The organism is Novosphingobium sp. SG751A, assembly GCF_013149295.1.
Classification (GTDB): Bacteria; Pseudomonadota; Alphaproteobacteria; order Sphingomonadales; family Sphingomonadaceae; genus Novosphingobium.
The window spans coordinates 49,843-71,412 of the sequence record NZ_JABGCB010000015.1 but is presented as its reverse complement, the minus strand read 5'-3'; the positions used below and the strand labels follow the sequence as shown (position 1 = coordinate 71,412).

Genomic DNA, 21,570 nt, shown 5'->3' with positions numbered 1-21,570 from the left:
TATCCCGCCCCAACCGCAGGGCGGGGGGCTGGCTGGGGGGCGTTGCGATCTGCACCGTCCCCCATGTCCCGCGATCACCCGATAACGTTCGCGCTGGTCATCGCCGCGATCTGGGTCTGGGTCAGGCCGTGCAGCACGCCGATTTCGGTCAGCTCGCCCGCGTGGACATAGCCGTTGCTGCCATTGGTTGCCTGCCAGTGCCAGATGCCGAAATTGACCGCAGGCGCGCCGCTGCCGCCGTCATTGGGGTCGGACAGGGCGACGATGAACACCGCATCGGTGTTGCCCACCGCGGCCAGCGCCTTGTTGAGCAGATTGCTGCCCGCACCGAACACCGAGGCCACGCCCGAAGCATCCGCGCCAAAGCTGTCGGTGACGACGATCACTTCCTGAGCGAGCGTGGAAGGCACTGCGCCAAGGCTGACCGCCGAGATATCGCCCGCACCGCTGTGCGCCGTGTGCGAGGACAGCGCCGAGAAGTTCAGGATGTCATGGCCAAGCCCCGCCCCGGTGGTGAAGCCGGAAATCGAGAAATCGACCGTATGCCCATTGCTGCCCGCCAGCGTCGAGAAGGCGATCGTATCGGTGCCGCCCTTGGCGCTGGTGCTGCCGGTCAGGTCGATCGTGTCGCCATAACCGCCGCCCGCAAACGTGTCATTGTTGTTGGTGCCATAGAGCGTTTCGGCCCCGCTGTGATAGGTGGCCGCATCGTCGCGGACATAGAGCCCGCCCGTGCCGGTAAAGCGCGACCAGCTCATGCCGCTGACCTGATCGGCCGAGACGGTGAGTTGTCCGGTGGTGTAATCCAGCCCGACATGGCTGAACACGTTGAGCAGCGTGTGATTGCCCCCGCTGATCGCATCGGCCATGTTGGCCGCTCCATTGACCACCAGCAGGCTGTTGACGCTGGCGTCAATGCCGCTGAAGTCATGATAGGTCGCGGGCGCGGTGGCCATCACGGTCAGCGCGCCGCCATTGCCGCCGGCGGTAAAGGCATGGGTGCTGGCCTGATTGTCATTCATCAACAGCGCGTGATCAGTCAGATCGGTCCAAAGACCGCTGAAGCTGGTGCCGCTATATTGCGTCAGGTCCAGCGTGCCGACGGTCACATGGCTCAGATCCAGCGTGCCGCCCGAGGCGCCTGTCACCACCAGTGCGCCGCCGGTGACGGTATAGGTGCCCGTCTGCGCATCATAGCTGTACACATGGCCCGCGTCATAGATCGTGCGGCCCGAGACATAGGCATAGCCCGAGGTGAGCGTCTGGCTGTTTTCCACCTTGATCTGCATCGTGGTGGGCATCAGCCCGCCGCCGCCCGCCACCAGCGTGGTGCTGGCCTGAACATCCAGCGTCGAGGAAAGGCCGGTGTTGGCGATGTAATAGCTGGGCGTCTGGGCGCTGTCGGTCCAGTTGACGGTGGTGACGGCCTGCGTGGCGTTCAGCCAGAGCGCGCCGGTGCCGCTGATCTTCATGCCGCCCGCCGCGTCAAACTGTTCGGCCAGCATGGTCAGCGTGCCCGTCACCGAGATGGCATTGGCCGTGACATCGGCGGTATCGACGAAGGAGACGGTCGACCCCACGATGCCGGTCAGATTGACCGACAGGCCCGAGGCGATATTGCCGCGCACGTCCACGATACTGCCGGTCTGGCCGTTGAGGATTACGCGCCCGGTGCCGCCTGCGCTGAGCGAGGCGAGCTGTGCGGCATTGACCTTGACCGTCTGCTGCGCGCGCAATGTGCCCAGCGAGAGCTTGCCCTGGCCGTCCGAAAGCGCGCCATTGCCATCCACGGCCATGCCGGTCAGCCCCGTCAGATCGAGATTGGCCGAAATGCCCGAGAGATCCACCGTGGCCGAATTGGCGCCCGAAAGCGTTGAAAGCGTGCCATTGTCGTTATCGGCCAGCACCACGGCGGCCCCGGTAAAGCGGCTGCCCGAGCTGCCCGCGTTATTATAGGCCGCCGCGCTGGTGCCGTCGCCGGTGATGGTCAGGCCGCTGGCCTGATCGCCCTTGATGACCAGTTGGGCACTGGACCCGGCGATCGACAGATCGGCATTGGCATTGTCGGCAAAGGAAACGTCGATGCCATCCTGCACATGGGTCAGATCGACCGTGCCGGTGGTGTCGGACATGTTGCCCTGAATGTCGATCGTGCCGCCGCCATTCTGCGCCGCCTTGGTCAGCGCCAGTTGCCCGGTCATTTCGCGCGCCGTCACGGTCAGCGTCTGTCCGGCGACCAGCGCGGGCAGATCGACCAGCTTGGTCGCGTCCGTGCCATCGGCAAATTTGCCGCTGCCGTTGATGGTCAGGCCCGCCAGCGTGTTGGTGGTGGACAGGGCGGTCAGATCAAGATTGGCGGAGATGCCGGTCAGGTCGGCGGTGTGGCCGGTGGCCATCTGTTGCAGGGCGCTGGCATCCGCCGCGCTGATCTGCGGCACGGTGCCGGTGATCCCGGCATAGACCGTGCCCGCGCCATTGATGTTCTGCGTGTCGAGCTGGTCGATGCGCGCAACGAGCTGACCCGAGGCATTGACCGTGGCCACGCCCAGGCCGGTTTCGCTGCCGTCCTTAAAGCTGACGGTCACGCTGTTGGTCACATTGGTCAGTACGACATGGCTGTTGACCGTGCCCTTGATGTCGAGCAGCGAGCGGTTTGCGCCATTGACCGTGCCCGAAAGGTTGAAGCCGTTGTTGCCCGCCAGTTGATCGGCATTGACGGTCAGGTTCTGGGTTGCACCCAGCGTGGGCAGCAGCAGTTGATAGCCGCCGTTACCCAGCAGATAGCCGCCGGTATAGTTGATCCAGCTGTTGCCCTCGCGATAGTTGACGATCGTGCCATAGCGCGTGCCGTCCTGCGCGATGCCGCCGCTCGATCCGGTGTCGCTGCCCAGCGCGGTCAGGTCGATATTGGCCGTGACCGAGATCAGATCGACATCGCCGAACTCATCCTCATAGGCAAAGGCCCCCGAGGCCAGCGCCAGCGTGCCTGCGCCTGAGACGTTGATATGGTTATAGACCTGATCCGGGCGCAGCGTCAGCGCAACGCCGGTGCTGACCGCGGTGCCGCTATAGGCGGACCAGTTGTCCCATCCGGCGGGATAGGTCTGGCCGTGCGCCAGATTGCGGATATTGGTGGCGTTCGAGCCAAAATAGACCGCGAAATCAGTGTTGAGAGCGGTCAGATCAAGGTCGGCCGCGATATTGCCCTCAACGCCGACAAAGCCGCTGCCATCCAACGTGAAGCCGGTGCCGCCGCTGAGTTGGCTGGCGTTGACGATCAGCCCGTTTTCGCCGTCAAAGGTCGGCAGGGTGATCGCATAGGTGCCGTTGGTGAACTGGCCAAGGCCAGCGTTCCAGGTGATCGCAGCCGCGCCATTGGGCAGATAGGCCGAACCCACCGCGCCATAGGAGATGTCAATGTCCACATGGCCATAGATGTTGGGCAGCGTCAGGTTGAAGCTGGAGGGATCATTGACCGTGTTGGTCAGATCGGCATTGGCGGTCAACGTGTTGATGCCCACCACGCCAAAGCCGCTGCCGTTCCAGCGATAGCCGTTATATTGCGTGTCGAAATAGACCCCGCTGGCCACCGCGCCATCCATGACTACATTGACGCCATCATCGATCAGCACCGTGGCCGAACCGAAGCTGCCGGCATAGCTCAGGACACTGCCCTGACGGCTGCCGAAATTGAGCGTGACCAGCGAGGCGTTGATCTGCGAGAAGTCGCCGTTGACCAGCCCATTGCTGAGCAGATCCTCGACATGGGAGATCAGCACTTTGGCGCCAACCGCATTCCCGCCTTCGTCCAGCACGATCGAGCCATTGTCATAATTGCGCGTGTCGAGCGAAAGGTCGGTGGCGTCGCGCGAATAGATCGTGACGGTCTGATCGGCATTCCACGTCTGCGGCAGATAGGCCGACAGCGTATTGTACGTGCCGGAGATTGAATTGGCGATTGTGATCTTTTGCCCGCCGGTCAGCGCATTGAAGCCCACCGTGATCGAGCCGTTGTTGGTGGTGACATTGCCCTGACCGTTCAGCCCGGTGACCAGCGTGACATTGTGGTCATAGGCATAGGCAAGGTCGATGCTGGTGGTGATGTGCGACAGATCGATGGCGTGGCCGGCATCGCCCAGCGCGCCATAGACGCGCACCACATTCGAGCCATCGCCCAGAATGTAATTGCCGTCCAACTGGTTGCCGATCACCTCCATGGTGGACTGATCCGCCAGGGTGATCGAACCCTTGCCGGTCGAGCGCGCGTCCTCGGTATCATCGCCGCCATAGGGATTGGCCACGATGCCGTCCCAGAAGCTGAGCGCCGAGGTGATGCCCAGCAGCGAGAGGTCGCTGCCATCGACATTGCCGACAACATAGGTCATGCCCGAGCCCGATACTGAATGCCAGTTGGCCTGATCGGCGCGCAGCACCAGTTCGTTGCTGCTGCCGACATAGAGCTGACCGTAATTCCAGCCATTGGTATAGGACAGGGTGTTCAGCTCGTTGCGGCTGATCGTGGTGGGCGTGTTCAGCGCCGTATAGGCCGAGACATCGCGCGAGGTCAGCGAAGTGTCCTCGAACGACAGGGTCGATTGGATATGCGTGAGGTCGATCAGCGCATTGGCGCCGTCGGCGATATCGCCGCCGATATTGACCGTGCCGCCATTGGTGAACAGCCCGTTGGCCTGCGTGGCCGTCAGGCGCAGCCAGTTGTCGCCATTGATGCCCAGCACCTCTTCGTCATTGACCGAGTTGGTGAAGGTCATGGGCGTCATCACATGGGTCAGATCGACCCAGCCCGAGACGATATTGCCCGAGATCACCACCGCACCGCTGCCCGAAACGGTGTGGCCATTGGCCTCCAGCCCGGTCATGGTCAGCACGGCATTGTTGGCCAGCGTGAAGAGATCGACCGGCACATAGGCCAGCGGATCGGCCGCGCCCGAAAGGTCGGTGTCCTGACCCACGGTGACGTTCAATTCCGCCGCCGTGCCGCCCACGGTCGAGAAGCCGCCGTCCGAAAGCGTCAGCGTGCTGGGCGAGGTGAGCGCGCCATCGGGCCCCGCCGTGCGACCCGATGGCGTGTAGAGATAGATCGAGAGCGTTTCGCCCTCCACCATCGTTACCGTATAGGTGGTCGAACCCGAGGCGCTGGTCCAGCCAACGACCTGATTGTTGCCGCCATTGATGTTGGTGGTGATATAATAGCGGTCGCTGTCGGGGTTATAGGTGTGGGTGCCATAGGAGTCGGTGTAGCTGTAGGCGCCGTGGTAATTGTTCTGGAAATTGGCGGTGAACGTATAGGTGCCGGTGGCGCTGGCCGTGAACTGGAAGTTTTCGAACGCCCCGTCGCTGTTGCCGCCTGTCAGCACCACGCCGGTATCGGTCGCCGCGATTTTTCCGGCAAGGCCGTTGTTGGCCGCCTGCAATGCGCCCGCCCATGCCGCATTGGTGGCAAAGGCGGTGGAGAACACATGCGCCAGATCGGTCTGGTCCGACAGGTTGGTTGTGGTCGATGCCGCATAGGGCAGCTCGATCCGGGCATAGGCATTGCCGGTGATATATTGATCGCTGGCCTGCTCGGCGCTCAGCGTCAGGACCGTCTCGGCCTGCGCCGTACCCGAGACATTGACCGTGGCCAGACCGCCCGCATCCGCGCCATCCAGGAAGGACAGGGCGATCGTGGCGGGCAGATAGGTCAGGTCGAGCGAGCTGGTGATATCGCCTTGCAGATCGAGCGTGCCGGTGCCGGTAATGGCCAGTTGCCCGGTCAGTTCGGCAATCGTCAGGCTGACCGTCTGGCCGGTCAGGACGGGTAGGGTGATGTAATAGCCATTGTCGACCAACTGTCCCTGATGCGCACCCGGCGTGGTTTCCACCGAGAGCAGGGCCTGCGTCAGGTCGATGCCGGCGCTGATCGAGGACAGGTCGAGCGCGCCCGACAGATGCCCGCCATTGCCTCCGCCCAGCACGATCAGCGTGCCTGCGCCGGTGATGGCATGGGCCGAAATCTGAGCGTCATGCGCGGTCAGATGCGCGCCCATACCCAGCGCCACGGTGCCAAAGGTGCCGCTTTCGCCATCGTCCTTGAACGAGACGTCAATCGTCGCGCCAACGCCGGTCAGGTCGGTGTTGGCCGCAATATCGCCCGCAAGCACGAGATGCCCGCTGCCCGCCACCGCGGCGGCCAGCGCCCCGGCCAGTTGCGCGGCATCGACATAGAGCGTCTGCGTGGCGGCCAGAGTGGGCAGCAGCACGCTGTAAGCTTCGCGCGTCAAGGTGTTGCCCGCGCTGCTCACCAACTGGTTCAGCACGATCGTGTTGCGCGACGTGTTGGCATCGAGCGCCACACCCTGCGCGCTCATGCCCCGCAGGTCGATATTGGCGCTCACCCCGCTCAGGTCGGTGCTGCCCGAGGTCAACACCTTGGTCACCGTGCCGCTCACATGGTCGAGCAGGCCCGCATTCGCGCCGTTCACGGCGGCGGCCGTGTCGCTCAGCGAGGCAAAGCTGACACTTGCGTTCTGGCCGGCGGCGGCAAGGATCGCGCTGGCCTGTGCGACCGTCACCGTATCGGTCACGATGATCGCCGCGGCCCCACCAAGGAAGGTAGCGCCATGGGCGGTGATCGCGACGGCAACATTGGCCGCGCTGTCGCTCAGCGTGAAGAGCACCGGCGCACTCACGCCATTGGCCGTGGCCAGCCCATAGAGCGTATAGGCCTGCTCGGCGGTGGCGGCGGTAGTGGCGGTGATCGTGCCGGTCACGCGGGCGGCGATGGCGCCGGTGATCTGCGCGGTCAGATTGGCCGCGCTGTCGGCCACCGAATAATAGATATGCGCGCCCGAATTGGCGCCCAGCCATGCCAGTTCGACTCCCTGCGTGGCATTGGCCGCATCGGTGATATGCACCCCGCCCGACAGGCGCGCCAGATCGGCCACGCCCAGCGCCGTTACATGCGCCGCCGTATCGGCAATGCTGATCAGCAGATGGGTCTTTTCATTGGTGGCATTGGGGAAATTATTGCCGCCGCCCAGATAGTTGTAATAGTTTTGCAGGATGGTCTGGGCTTGCGCGGCGGTGGCCGTGCCGGTGGCCGAGATCACCGCGCTGGCGGTCAGCTTGGTATAAGAGCCGGGCACCATGGTCATCAGATTGGCAACCGTGTCCGACACGAAATCGACGCTCTGCGCGCCCGCCGAACCCAGCGAGGCAACCGCCACGCCCGAGGTCAGGCTGACCCTGCCCACACTGTCCAGGAAATGGGAATTGGCGGTGATGGCCGAGGCGATATTGGCTGCGCTGTCGCTGACCATGTCGATGGCCAGCCCAGACACGCCCGAGGCCTCCAGCGTGGCGGCATTGGCCGCGCTGGTGCCGCCCGTCACTTCCACGGCGGCCGCATCGGTCAGGAAGTTCCAGTTGCCGTCGGCGGTGTGGCGCGCAACGATGGCGGCGGCCGTATCGGCCACGCTGTAATGCACCAGAGCGCCATAGGCGGCGACCAGCGTTGACGCCTGCGCGGCGGTGGCCGTGCCGGTGACGGTGATCGACCCGCCGCCAAAAGCCAGCGCGTCATGCAGGCTGGTGGCATCGCTGTTGCTCAGCGCCGCCAGAGCCGAGGCGCTGTCAGAGACGGTGAAGGTGATACCGTTCCAGCTCTGGCCATCGACCTGCTGCTGGTCATTGGTCTGATAGGCCAGATTGGCCGCCACCAGCGCGGCGGCGTCGGCCAGCGAGACCGGATCGGTGATGGTGATGGTGCCGCCATTGAACGAGGCCCGCTCGACCGCCTGATCGATCAGCCATTGCGGCGCGGCGGTGAAATGGGCCAGCGTGTCGGCCACCGAAAAAGTGGCCATGCCCGCGCGGTAATAGTTGATGTTGAACAGCACACTGGCCTGCGCCAGCGTGGCGGCGGTGGTGGCCGTTACCGTGCCGTGGACGCTGGTGAGGAAGCCGTAATTACCCCAATCCAGCGTGGCCAGATTGGCCGCCGTATCGACCACATTGCCAAGGATCGCGGCATTGGCGTTCGCGGTCAGCGCGGCGGTAATGTCTGCCGCGCTCAGCACCGGGGCGGGCGCCGCATCGGCCAACGTGATCGTGCTGTCGGCATCGATGGTGGCGATGGTTTGGCCGTCAAGCTGTCCGGCGGTGGCGGTCAGATGCGCGCCATGGTCCATGGTCAGCGCACCGCCGTCGAACAGGATTGTGTTGGCCGCGGCAATGCCGGTCAGGTTGATCGCCTGATCGTCCAGCGTGCCGGTCACTTCGACCGTGCCGCTGCCCAGCACCTGCAAGGGCAGATCGCCGTCAAGCTGCGCCGTGGTCAGCACCAGTGTCTGCCCATTGGCCAGCACCGGCAGGGTCAGCGCCAGCGTGCCGGTCGCATCGACCAGATGGTCGAGCGCGGCCCCGCCGCCCACATGCAGCCCGGCAAATTGGGTCAGGTCAATCGTTTCGGCCGAAACATGGCTGAGATCGGCCACCAGCGCGGCGGCATGGGCGCTGTCGTCCACCACGATCAGACTGCCGCTGCCGGTGATCGTCTGGTTCGAGGCATGGGCCGCCTTGACCGTCAGGGCGAGGCCGGTGTCGATGTCGATGGCATTGTCGAGATTGTCCAGCAGCGAGAGATGGACCGTATCGGCCAGACCCGAAAGGTTGAGCGATACACTGGCCACATCGCCCCGGACGTCCGCCGTGCCAACGCCCGAAAGCGTCAGCGCGCCGCCGCCCAGTTGGTCGGCATTGACCAGCAAGGTCTGGCTCGAAACCAGCGTGGGCAGGGTGAGGGCATAAGAGGCCGTGGTGGCATCTTCCAAAACGCCGCTCGCCACATGCAGATTGGTGATGCCCGTCAGGTCAATAGTGGCCGCCACCGCGCCGAGATCCGCCGCCGAGGTCAGCGCCGTTGCCGCGCCGCCGCGACCCAGCACGACCAGCGTGCCGCTCGCATTATGCGCGGTGTCGGCCAGCACCTTCTGTCCGGTCAACTGGTCGCTGGCCATGGTCAGGGTGTGGGCATCGGCGATGGTGATCTGCGCGCCCGATTGCGGGTCGGATGCATCGGCAAAGCTGATGGCGATGCCGGCCGCAATCGCAGTCAGATCGGCATTGGCCGCGACATCGCCCTGAACGTCGACCGTGCCTGCGCTGCCCGCAACGACCAGCGTATTGGCCTGCGCGGCGGTCAGCGCCAGCACATGGCCCGCGCTCAGAGCGGGCAGGGTGACGGTGGCGCTGCCCTCGGTCAGGTTGCCGCTGACGACGGTGAGCGCGCTGTCATGGGTGAAATCAATCGTGCTGGGCAGAACGGCGCTCAGATCGGTGCTGGCCGAGACTGTGGTGACATTGACGGTGCCGGTGCCATCCACGCTGCGTCCGTCGAGCAGGACCGCGTCGAGGCTGAGCGTATAGGTCGCGCCATTGGTGCCGGTGATGAAATGGATCGAGGCATTGGCCGCGCTGCTGAACGTGCCGCCAAAGCTGGCGGTGGCGTCGATGATGGCGGTGACATGGCCGCTGGTCGAGGTGATGGTCGAGAGGTCCGAACTGGTATTCGAGGCAATGTTGACGATGCGCGCATCGCCCGCGCCCACGTCCAGCACCAGCCCGTCCACCTGCGCATAGGACATGATCAGCGACTGGCCCGCCACCCATGTGGGCAGGGTCAGATTGGTGACGATGCCCGATGTGGCATGCGACAGGTCGAGGCTGGCGCCCACGAGGCTGAAATCCTGCGTGGTGAAGGCGCCGGTGATGCTCAGCACGCCCCGGCTCTCGCCAAGCCCGGTGTTGACCGCGCCTGCCAGAACGGTGGCGCCCGCAAAGCGCGCCGCGCTGCCGCTGAGCGTCACGTCATGGTCGATGGTGACGACCGCGCTGCCCAGCGTGCCGGTGAAGGTCGCGTCCTGCGTCACCTCCCAGTTCACATGGGCGGCGGTCAGGTTCGACAGGTCGGCCGTAACCGCGCCGCCGCCAAACAGATCGACCGTGCCCGCGCCGGTGATATGCAGGCCGCTGGCGGCGTTCACGGGCATGGTCAGCGTAACGGCGGCATCGACCGAAACCGGCGCGCCGTTCAGATTGGCGCTGGAAAGCACCGTGTCGCCCGTCACATGCACGGCCAGCGTGCCGGTGCCGGTGGTGTTGATGCCCGACATGTCGAGCGTGGTGCCCGGCGCGCTGGCGGGGCCGTGGACCACCACGGTCAGGCTGGTGCCGCTGGGCACGGTCAGGTTGTTGCCCGCAGCAGCAGAGGCGAAATCGGCCTCGGCGGTGTTGAGCACCAGCGCGGCAACGCCCGTGGGCGAAAGTGTGGGCAGATGAGCGATCGTGCCGGTGTAGGCCGACAGATCGACCGTATGGGCGGTGATATGGCTGAAATCATCGCCGCCGTTCAGCGTGCCCGTGCCGGTGACGACCACCGTGCCCGCGCCGGAAATGGTCTTGCCCGAGGCGACATCGCCGTCGATGGTCAGCGTGGCCCCGCTTTGCACCACAATCGGGAAATTGGCCAGGTTTGAGCCGGACGGCACCGTGGCGCTGGTGCCGGTGGGCACCACCAGCGAGACCGACAGATGACTGGTGTCGATATGGCTCAGATCCATCGTGGCCGCGCTGTTGACCAGAATGTTGAGCGAGCCGGTGCCGGTGATGGTGGCCCCGTTCACCTCGGCCTGATTGAGGATCAGCGTATGGCCGCTGGGGATCGAGGCGGGCAGGGTGATCGTATGCCCGTTGGGGTCGATGCCCGACAGGTCGACCGTGGTGGCGGTCAGGCCGGAATAGTCCTCATTGCCGGTGGCCGTGCCGATGACTTTAACCTCGCCGGTGCCGGAAATGGCCACGTTGCTGGCCTGATCGGCGGTCATCGTCAGGGTGACGGGCGGATTGCCGCCGCCGACATTGTTGACAGTGATGCTGCTGCCCGGAATCGAGGCGATATGGGCAAGGTCGGTGGTGATCTGCGAGGGGTTGCCGACGCCGGTCAGATCGGCGTTCTGGCCAATGGAGACGCGGATCGGGGCGGTGACATGGGTGATGTCCACCGCGTCGCCACCGGAATTGACCAGACCGGTCAGTTGCAGAATGCCGCCATTGGTGGCGCCCATCACCAGCGGCGCGCCCGAACCCGAAACCTCGTCGGGCGAAAGCGCCAGCGTGCTGCCGTTGAGGGTTTGCGGCAGGTCGAGATGGTTGCCCTGGCTGTCCTGCAGGTAATAATGACCGGAGCCGTCATTGCCCAGACTCAGGCCCGCCGCCGCGCTCATGTCGATATTATACGAGGCGTTGGTGAGGAAGCTGGAGGAGATCGGCGTGCCGTTCTGCGTGCCGTCGGTGGTCAGATAGGTCTGGCCGCCCGCGGTGTTGAAGATCGGCGTGACAAGGCCCGACTGCGCGCTGCTGCCGCTGCCCGAGGCGGTGGTTACATGTGAAAGGCCGAGCAGGCGCAGGAAGTCGATCTGGAGATTGTCGTTGACGCCGATGTTGACGCCGATGACATTGGTGAAATTAATATTCTGCGTCAGTGTGTTGTTGCTGCTGCTGGTGACCACCACGGTGCCGGTGGCCGGATCGGGGGCATTGGTGATGTTGATGATCGTGCCGCCGCTGGCGCCGTTGAAATTGTGCAGCTTGTTAAGCTGGGTTGCCGAAAGCGTGACCGAGGAGGGCGAACCGGCGAAGGCTTCGAGGTCATAGCTGTTGAGATCGCCGCCCAGCGCGATGTTCGAAATATCGACCGAGCCGATGATGACGAGCGTTTCGGTGCCATGCTGGTTGTTGCCATAGGTGGCGTAATTGATCGACGAGCCCACGCCATAGGCGGTGGGCAGATAGGTGCCGTCGGTCAGATCGTCGGTAAAGACAAAGGTGTTGTTGCCCGAACCCGCGTTGATCGTGACGGTCCCTGCCTGATTGACGCCATTGCCGTCAACATTCACCCCGTCGGGCACGGGCATATAGATCATCAGGCTGTAGCTGCTGCCCAGCCCCGCGCCATTATAGGTCAGGTTGGTCGAGAAGGGCACATTGGTCAGATCGACGGTCTGATTGCCGAAGGTCAGGCCCGCGACATTCAGATTTGTGACCAGATCATGCGCGTCAAAGTTGAGCGAGCCGACCTGCGCGGCGGTGGCGTTGATCGTCTCGATAGTGACCGTGCCGCTGTTATGCGCGCTCAGCAAGGAGCGGGCCACCGCCAGCGAGGCGGTGCCGCTCAGCACGATATTACCCGCCTTGCCAAGGAAGCTCTGGCCATAGGTGGCGATGGTCGAGGCGTAATGGGCCGAAGTGTCGGCAATGTCATAGGCCAGCGAGAGCGTGGAGCGGCCAAGGGCGGCGGCCTGCGCGGCGCTGGCGTAATCGGCGATGGAGCCATCGGCAATCGCCACGCTGCCCACGCCTGTCAGGCTGAGCGTGCCGGCCAGTACCGCCGCGCCGATGTCGGCCGAGGTGTCGGTGATGCCAAGGATCGAGACATGGCCGGGCAGGGCGGCCTGAAGCGCGCTGGCCTGCGCGATGGTGGCCGTGTCGGTGGTCGACAGCGCGGTCACATAGGTCAGGCTGAGTTGATGGGCGCTGAGCGCGCTGGTGATCGAGGCCGCGCTGTCGGCAATGGCGGTGATGTGCACATTGGCATTGACCGCCTGAAGCTGTTCGGCCTCGGCCACGGTCAGCGTGCCCGAAACGTCGATGCGGGTGGCGGTGGAAAGGAAGGTCGCGCCGTTTTGATGGGCGATCACGGCCTCAATATTGGCGGCGGTGTCGCTGACCGCGCCAAGCTGGACGCTGCCCGCCTTGCCGGCGGTGGCCAGACTGACCAGATCGGCGGCCTGTTGCGCGCTGGCAAGGCCGGTGACGGTGATCGCGGTGATCGTGTCATGCGCGCCCAGCGGCAGACCCAGAATCTGGGCGGGCGTGCCTGACACGGCATCGAGCAGCGTGACACCCGCATTGGCCGCGGCCAGCACGGTGGCCACCTGATCGAGGCTGGCCCCGGACAGGGTGGCAGTGATGTTGATGGCGCCCGACAGAATCGCCGGATTGGCCAGCGCCAGGTGCGCGACCGTATCGCTCAGGCTGTAGCTGTTGAGCGCGGCATTGATCGGGGCGGCATTGGCAATCGCGGCAATCGCGCTTTCCAGACCCGTCACCTGCGCCACGGTCAGCGGGGCGGCAGAGGTGAAGCCGATGGATTTGGCATAGGCAAAGACATTGGCGTCCGCCGCATTCTGCGTCGCGGCCAGCAGGTTGGCGTAAGTATCGACCAGCCGGTAATTGGTCAGCAACTGGGCCGGATCGGAGACCAGCAGCGCCTCTGTATCGGCCACGGTCACCACTACGCCCGCGCCATGCAGCGCCGAGATCAGCGTGTTGAAGCTGTTGGTCACGCCATTGATCGCATTGGTGATCTGGCTGGAGACGGAAGTGTTGCCCACCAAAGATTGCAGGCTGGTGATGGCTGCGCTGATCGAGGCGATGTCCTGATAGGCGGCGCTGTTGTAATTGCTGCCTTGCAGCGCGGCGATCTGGGCGCTGAGCGAGGCGGTTTCGGTGTTGATCGCGGTTTCGATGTCGGCCCACAGGCCGGTGGCCGCGCCGCTGCCATTGGTGGGATGGCCGATCGCGGCCGCGATCTGCGAGGAAACCGAGCCCGCGCCCGAACCGTTCAGCACGTTGATCGCGGCCAGCAGGCCCGCGATGGAATTGAGCGTGGGCGTGCCGCCATTGGCGCTGGAATCATCGATGACCAGCGCAAGATTGGCATTGGTGTTGTTGATTTCGGTCTGCAGTGTGGCGGTGGCAGCGCTGATCGCGCTTTCGATGCCGACCCACAGGCCGGTGGCGGCGCCATTGCCGTTGGTCGGGTGGCCGATGGCGGCGGTGATCTGGGCGGCAACCGAGCCTGCGCCCGAACCGTTCAGCACGTTGATCGCGGCCAGCAAGCCCGCGATGGAATTGAGCGTGGCGGTGCCGCCATTGGCGCTGGAATCATCGATGACCAGCGCAAGATTGGCATTGGTGTTGTCGATTTCGGTTTGCAGGCCCGCGACAGCCGTGCTGATCGCGCTTTCGATCGCGGCCCACAGGCCTGTGGCGGCCCCGCTGCCGTTGGTCGGGTGGCCGATGGCGGCGCTTATCTGGTCGGCCACGCTGCTCGGGCCCACCAGCGTCTGCAGGGCGGCCACCGCGCTGTTCAACGCGTCGATCTGGGCGCTGAGCGAGGCGATGTCCTTATAGGTCGCATTGGCGTAATTGGCGCCCTGCAAGGTGGCGATGTCGTTTTGCAGGGTGGTTTGCAGCGCCGAAACGGTGGCGCTCAGGCTGTTATGGGCGGCCTGAAGGGCGGTGATCGCGGCAGCATTGTCGCTGTTGCCGGTCTGCAGCGCGGCCACGGCGGTCTGCAATGCGCCGACATTGGTGAGCAGCCCGGCGATCTGGGTGGCCTGGGTGGCGATATCGCTGGTGTTGGCGGCGATCTGGGTGGCCTGCGTGTTCACCTGCGCGGTCAGCGAGGTCATCGCCGAGGACAGGTTATTGACCAACGTTTCGAGCGAATCCAGATTATGCGCCGCAATGGCGTTAAGATCGAGCTGCTGCTGGGCCACCTGCGCCTGAAGCGCGGCAAGGGCGGCCTGAATGCCGGTGATCGAGGCGGTGGTCGCCGTGCCGCCATGGGCCGAGGCATCGTTGATAAGCAGGGCGATAGCCGCGGTATTGCCGCCCACCGCCGACTGCAAGGCGCTGATCGCGTTGGTGATCTGGGGGATCGAAGGGTAATTCAGCGCCGAAATCAGATTGGCTGCGGTGCTGTTGCTGATGACCGTGTTGCTGCTGCCATATTCGACGGTCACCGTGGTGCCCATCAGGAACAGGTTGCCCGGACTTTGCAGGAAGGTGATGAGGTCGCTGATCTGGCTCTGCGTGTCGAGATGGATCGTCAGTTGCCCCAGACCCGACAGGCTTACCAGCGAGGACAGCGCCTCGAATTGGGCCAGCGTGAGCACCACGCCCGAATTGATCTGAATATCGACAATGCCGGTCAGATTGACGCCCGAAAGGTCAAGCGTGCCGTTGCGCACTTCAATCTGGTTGAAACCCTGCACGCTGCTGGCCGAGGACAGCACCACGCGGTCCTGCGCCGAGGCAAAATCGAGGATCAGCAGGTTGGGCTGGCCCGGATTGCCGGCGGGCGAGACATTGGTGATCAGTGTGAGCGGATAGGAATCGACCGCGCCGGGGGTCTTGTCGACGATGGTGACATCGACCGGGCTGCCGTTGGGATTGCCGGTAATGGTCAGCGAGGTGGCGTTGGGCGCGTTGATCGTGATCGGCACATTGCCGTCAATGGAATTGACCTGCACCGCGACATTGGTGGCATTGGTGTTGACCACGCCCGAGCTGGCGGAAACCAGTTGCAGGTTTTGGGCCGCCGTGGCGGTGTTGCCCGCCCCATCCGTGGCGGTCACGCCCACCGCGTTGATACCATTGGTGTTCAGCGCCAGCGTCCCGCTGCTGGGCGTGGCGGTGGCGGTGTCAATCGACCATGTGCCGCCGATGGCCGTGGTCTGATAGGTGGCGCCCGCGATGGTGACGATCACGGTATCGCCCGCCTCGGCGGTGCCGGTCAGAACCGGCGTGCCGCCCACCAGAATGGGCTGGCTGGTGATGCCGGCGACGGTGGCGGTGTCGAGCGTGTAGGACAGCATGCCCGCCGGGCCTGCATTGCCCGCAACATCGGTGGCCACCGCCGAAACGCTGACCGCGCCATCGCCAAGGCTGGCCATATCGCTGGAGGACAGGGTGACGGTCTGGGCGCTGCCCGTACCGGTCACGGTCTTGGTCAGCGAGTGGCTGCCATTGGTGAAGGTGAGGACGACCGAAGCGCCGGTTTCAGCGGTAAGGCTGACCGAGCCATTGCTGGTGATATGGTCGCTGTTCGAGGCGCCGGTGTCGGCGGAGAGCGCCAGCGTGGGCGCGACTGGACCAGTGGTGTCCAGCGTGAAGCTGTTGGTGGCAGCGCTGCTCGACAGACCATTGGCTTTGGCCACGGCGCTGACCGCAATCGCGCCATCGCCCAGCGTGGTCAGATCCGCCGAAGTCAGCACCACGGCGACCGCCGAACCCGTGCCGGTCACGGTCTTGGTCAGCGTATGCGTGCCATTGGTGAAGGTGACGTCGATTGTCGTGCCCGAGGCGGCGCTGACGGTGACGACGCCGCTGGTCTGGGTGGCTTCGGCGGCATTGGCGCCATTGGTGCCTACGCCATTGCCCAGCGCGACGACCGGCGCGGCAGGCGCGGTCGCAGGTGTGGCGGCGGCCGCACCGCCGCCGCCGCCACCGGCCAGCGCGCCCGCCAGCCCCCCGGCCGCGCCAAGGCCCAGCAGAAGCAGCAGCGTGCCAGAAACGCCATGGTGGCGATCATCGGAATTATCGGTTCCGCCCGAACCTTGAGCATCAGCCTCTGCATTGCCCCAATCGGCACTGGCCCATGCGCCCTCGGCAGGATTGGCGCTGTCGAACGCAGCGTTGATCGCGTTCAGATCCAGCGGGCCGTTGCTGTCGAGCCCTTCAATCGCCTCGCCCGCGATCCGCAATTGAACAGTATCGTCGCCCTGATTGTAATCGAGGATCAGCTTGCCCTGGGCAAATTCGGCCTTGGTCGGACGCAGGGCGTTATGGCCTTGGGAATCGACTACTTCGACATGCGCGCCGGCCGGCAGCGTGACGTCGTTTATTCCCTTTCGCAGCTTCTTCGTGACGTGGCGTCCAGTTTCATGCGAGGCGATACGCAGGACGACGGTCATGTGTAGATCCTTATAAAATGATGGTGCCAAGAGTGCGAAAGGCATCAGAATTGCAGTATATTTCAGGGTCGATAATGATCGGATGAAAACTTACAACTCGTACAAATACATAGCGTTTTACGAGATAAGTATTCAGCCCTAATCTCTCCCATTGATGCCATTATGGCACGTTCTTGGTTTTTTTATTTTAATAGACACCCCCGTGGTAATACAGAAATTGCGACATGGAATGAGCCCGACAAGTTGCCGATGAAAGGCGGATCTCGCCGATAGTGCGCTGCGGGAGATGGGGGTAAACTGTTGAGCGGCTGAGAGAAGTTTGCGCGCCGGGTCATGTTTGACAGGCAGGTTACGAAGGAGGCGATGCGCGTCCTTCGGCGCGGGGTTTTGAGACGAACCGTGTATGATTTTGGCAGGAGCATCGGTGACCGCTGCTGGCGAGATTCGCTCTCGGCCCCGGCATCAACTCTGTTGAAAACCCATCCGCGATGCGACGAACCGAAAGTGGTGTCGTCGGAAGCCTTCGTGGCGCGGCCTAAACCTAAGCGCTTAATGCGGGGTAGATCGGTCCATGCGATGGAATAGTGATGACCTGCGCCAATAATGGTAATTATGTAAATAATTGTATTATCAATGAAAGTAGGCGTTGATATTTCTTATTTTTTAAAAATCAAAACATTGTACAGATTAAATTACAAAATTTATTCCGAATTTGATATATTTCTATCTATTTTTCGAAACTTATCAAAAGAGAATTTATTGACAAGGCAGTGATTTTTATAAGATCTTCGAAGGATCATCCCCAACGGGTTACTGAAAAGCAGCAACGCCAGAGGCAGTGAGTGGCCCGTGCTGCGCTGCAAGAGGATGTAAATCAACAATTTAACCTTTTTATCCCGCAAGTGCGTCATGCGTTGCAGCACAGCATTAATTTTCGATGAACCAACTGGGCAGGTCCTTAATTAAAATCGAGATCCTGATAATCTGAAACATGTATTGGGTGGAGATGATCCTTCCCTTTTTTGCTCATGCGAACGATTTGCGTCTGAAACAAGTAGGGCCATCATCGATATTTTGCAGACTTGTTAATTGATCCCTCTATGGACTTATCAATATCAATTCAGTCATACTCACAATATATTCTAATAGTATTTATTTAAATCACCGTTAAATTCAATAACAAATAATTAACCATCATTAATCCAGCTTTATAGTAAGTGAAATTAGGTACGATGTAATACTTATGTTAGAGTTGATCATAGTCACGGTTCAGCCTAATGCGGAATCAGGAAGGGTGGCTTAAACTTTCGAGCCACGGATGGTGAGCTGTGAAAGTGGGACATTTACACAATGAATGATGCAAGCCTGAAATCAGGAACCATGGCGACCCGCTGTGGGATCAATGCGATCAACCGTCCCTGCCAGTCTCTGGCGCGCGGAGCGGATATGGATCTGCCGGTCCCCCGGCATCCGATTTGTCACAGTCCCAATGAAAAGATCTATATCGTCGACGGCGATACTGGCTTTTTGAAAGAAGCTAGCGAGATGCTGGCATGGATCGGCACGCCGGTCGCCTGTTTTGACAACCCTTTCGAATTTCAAAAAGCGGCGCCTTCCATGATTGTGGGCTGCGTCATTCTGGACGTGCGCATTCCCCAGTTTGACGGCCCTTCGCTGCATAACTGGCTGCGCTCGGTGCATTGCATCGCGCCCACGGTATTTCTTTCGGCCACGGCCGATGTGGCAACAGCGGTGGATTGCATGCGTCTGGGGGCGCATAATTTCCTGCTCAAGCCCGCCAAGGAAGCCGAACTCAGCTCGGCCGTCATTTCGGCCATTTCGCGTTCCCGGATGCGCTATTGCGAGATTTCCAATTCCGGCAAGATAGAGGAAGTGCTCGCCCGCCTGACGCCCACCGAGCGCAAGGTCGCCAATCTGATCGCGCGCGGATATCTGACCAAACAGATCGCCGCGATGATGGAGAGAAGCGAGAATACGGTAAAAATTCATCGTTACCGGATTATGAACAAAGTAGGCGCATCGTCCTCGGCCGCGCTGGTACGGATGATCGCCATGCTGGGCGATAAGAAGAATTTATCTTCTGATAACAGCCTATTATAAGAAAGGTCGGGCTTGGCCCGACCTCTCCTTTGTCCGCCCTGTCCGGCGCGGCATATCTTAACTGTCTTTTCAGCTTACGCCGTCGGTTGACCGGGTGTGAATTACCAACCGATAACCGGCTCCGCGGACATTGCTGATCTCGACATGATCGAAGAGCTTGCGGCGCAATTGCGAGATCAGCACGCGCAGATGCAATTCGCTGACCAGTGACCCGGCGGGGCTGATGCTGCGCCGCAAGGTCATCAGCGAGGCACTCATGTCACGCGCGTGCAGCAGGCTCAGCAACATGTCCTGCTCGCGCCAGGTCAGTCGCCGTTGATTGCAGATTTGGCTCAACTGCGAAATTTCGCGCTGCTTGGCGTCCTGTCGCCCGATGGCGGTAATCATGCGAGTCTGCATGGCGCGCACTCTGGCGGCAAATTCGGGCCAGAAAACACGCCCGATATCGACCACATCGTCAAAACCCGCCATCAGCAACTGGGCCCTGTCGGCGGGTACGCTCTGATTCATAACACAGATCTTGAGCTTGCGATGAAGAGCGACACGGTTGCGAGTAATAATGCGCTTCATACGCTGAACATCATTACCCGCCACAATCATCACATCGTAATCGCGATCGGCAACCGACAGGAAATTGGTTTCGCCTTCGCGATAGGCATATTCCTGCGGCTGGGTGATACCTTGCCTGAGCCAGTTCATCCGATCTTCGCGACCATTGTCCTGAAGAGACATAACGCGAAACGCAATATCTGACAGATCAAGACCCTGAACCGATTCTCCTGTGACGCCATCGGCGGAATGATCGGAACAACAGACCTCGCTGTCCATTTTAAGAATGGCGGATGCTTTGTTCATGCCACAATCTCTATATTTGTCGGAATCTCGTCATTTGAAACGATTTTTCGATTTAGACATATAGAGCCGGGAAGATGCTCGCTAAGTCATTGGACAATGACGGCCAGTGGATAGCGTACATGTAATAATACGTATGTCTTACATAGTATCGCAAAAGGCCTGCTTGTGATGACCGGGCAATGGCCTTTCCGACAGATCATGTCTGGCGCGTGGCGGATTGTTTGCCCGATTCATTCGCATCCGCACAATTATGCGATGCAAACGAATTTATTCAGACATTTAAATCGTCGGGTCAGGCTTTCTATTCATCCGAAAAGCCACCTCTTCCACCATGATGCAGCGCAACAAAATTATGCCGCTAATCTTATGGCGGAATCGCCTAAACCTGATGGTTAGTCAGTAATCCAGCCAAGCAAATCAGCAGCTTTTGAGGTTATTGAGCCTGCGCCAGTTACGTAGTTAGACATAGGCCATGACCATAAAACGGCCCCTCCCCGGAACTCTGGAATGCCTTGTGCCCGCCATTTCGGGTATGGGGCAGCGGGCCAACGCCGCATCTGCAACACGCGCAGAGGCCGGGAGCACCGACTGGTATGTGGCCGCCGCCATGCCGCGCAAAGAACGTTTTGCGCTTGCGAACCTGCATAATCAGGGCTTCGCCACTTTCTATCCCCTGCTGCATCGCAACCGGCCGACCGGGGGCGCCAAGACCGTCAGTCCACTGTTCCCCGGCTATATTTTCGTCGGGCTGAACCCGCGCCTTGCCCGCTGGCAATCGATCAACGGCACATTTGGCATCCGTTATCTGGTGGGCCCGCGCGGCGCGCTGCCCTCGGCGGTGCCGGGGCCGGTGATGGATGAATTGTTTCAACGTTTTCCTACGGGCGTCCACACGGCGCCTGAATGCCGCTTTCGCTCCGGCGATCCCGTCAACGTCATCACCGGGGCCTTTGCAGGCATCCCGGCCACCTTCGAGGACATGCTCTCGCATGATCGCATCCGCGTTCTGCTGAGCTGGCTGAACACCCAGGTTGCGGTGGTCATGCCCACAAACTGTATCGACACCGCCGCCTGATCGGGCGCGCGCGAGGTTCGGTAAAACTGCCCTGCGCGGAGTGATTCTCGCGCAGTGCGGTAGCTTTGCCACCTTCATGCCCGCCCTCATCCTCCTGTTTAAACAGAAGAACACGCCATGATCCCCGTTGCTGAATTCGTCACCGCCACCGCGATAGATGGCGTCATGATCGTCGCCCCGCGCCGCCATTACGACGGGCGCGGCCATTTCACCGAAACCTGGAATCCGCGCAGCCTGCGCCGGGCCGGGATCGATGCGATCTTTGTTCAGGACAACCATTCCTATTCCGCCCAGCCCGGCACTCTGCGCGGCCTGCATTATCAGCGCCCGCCCCATGCCCAGGCCAAGCTGGTGCGCTGCGGGCGCGGGCGCGTGCTGGACGTGGCGGTCGATATCCGCCGCGGATCGCCCACCTATGGCCGCTCGGTGGCCGTCGAACTGAGCGCGGAAAACGGGTTGCAGCTCTTCATCCCGGCCGGTTTCCTGCATGGTTTCCTCACGCTCGAGGCCGATTGCGAGCTGCTCTACAAATGCTCGGATTATTACGCGCCCGAATGCGACGGTGCGGTGCGCTGGGACACTTGCGGCATCGACTGGCCGCTTGATGGCCTGCCTGCTCCCTCGCTCTCCGACAAGGATGCGGCGGCCACCCCCTTCGACCGTTTCGACAGCCCCTTTACCTATGAGGCCGCGTAACAT

Annotated in this window: 5 protein-coding genes; 3 read left to right on the top strand and 2 right to left on the bottom strand. The window is 62.1% G+C overall.

The features are described from left to right. Positions 1 to 74 precede the first annotated feature (74 nt). Complete coding sequence (locus tag FHW96_RS19230) at positions 75 to 16,820, bottom strand: Ig-like domain-containing protein (RefSeq protein ID WP_172342206.1); 16,746 nt, start codon at positions 16,818 to 16,820, stop codon at positions 75 to 77. 1,380 nt (positions 16,821 to 18,200) lie between these two features. Here FHW96_RS19230 and FHW96_RS19225 point away from each other — a divergent pair. Further along, on the top strand, positions 18,201 to 18,941 hold the full coding sequence (locus tag FHW96_RS19225; RefSeq protein WP_172342205.1) for a response regulator transcription factor: 741 nt from the start codon (positions 18,201 to 18,203) through the stop codon (positions 18,939 to 18,941). Positions 18,942 to 19,010: 69 nt separating this feature from the next. Here the strand turns inward: FHW96_RS19225 and FHW96_RS19220 are convergent, their stop codons facing one another. Then, positions 19,011 to 19,796, bottom strand: coding sequence for a winged helix-turn-helix domain-containing protein (locus FHW96_RS19220; protein ID WP_172342204.1), 786 nt, complete (start codon positions 19,794 to 19,796; stop codon positions 19,011 to 19,013). 472 nt (positions 19,797 to 20,268) lie between these two features. Between FHW96_RS19220 and FHW96_RS19215 the strand changes: the two genes are divergently transcribed. Together FHW96_RS19215 and rfbC are read left to right on the top strand one after the other, a co-directional pair. Continuing rightward, positions 20,269 to 20,871, top strand: coding sequence for a transcription termination/antitermination protein NusG (locus tag FHW96_RS19215; protein ID WP_172342203.1), 603 nt, complete (start codon positions 20,269 to 20,271; stop codon positions 20,869 to 20,871). Positions 20,872 to 20,988: 117 nt separating this feature from the next. Next, a complete protein-coding gene (gene rfbC, locus FHW96_RS19210; RefSeq protein WP_172342202.1) occupies positions 20,989 to 21,567 on the top strand; it encodes a dTDP-4-dehydrorhamnose 3,5-epimerase in 579 nt (192 codons plus the stop codon). Positions 21,568 to 21,570: the final 3 nt, after the last annotated feature.

Coding starts and splice junctions, on each gene's coding strand:
- FHW96_RS19230 (WP_172342206.1), bottom strand. CDS start 16,820: ATGACCGTCGTCCTGCGTATCGCCTCGCATGAAACTGGACGCCACGTC.
- FHW96_RS19225 (WP_172342205.1), top strand. CDS start 18,201: ATGGCGACCCGCTGTGGGATCAATGCGATCAACCGTCCCTGCCAGTCT.
- FHW96_RS19220 (WP_172342204.1), bottom strand. CDS start 19,796: ATGAACAAAGCATCCGCCATTCTTAAAATGGACAGCGAGGTCTGTTGT.
- FHW96_RS19215 (WP_172342203.1), top strand. CDS start 20,269: ATGACCATAAAACGGCCCCTCCCCGGAACTCTGGAATGCCTTGTGCCC.
- rfbC (WP_172342202.1), top strand. CDS start 20,989: ATGATCCCCGTTGCTGAATTCGTCACCGCCACCGCGATAGATGGCGTC.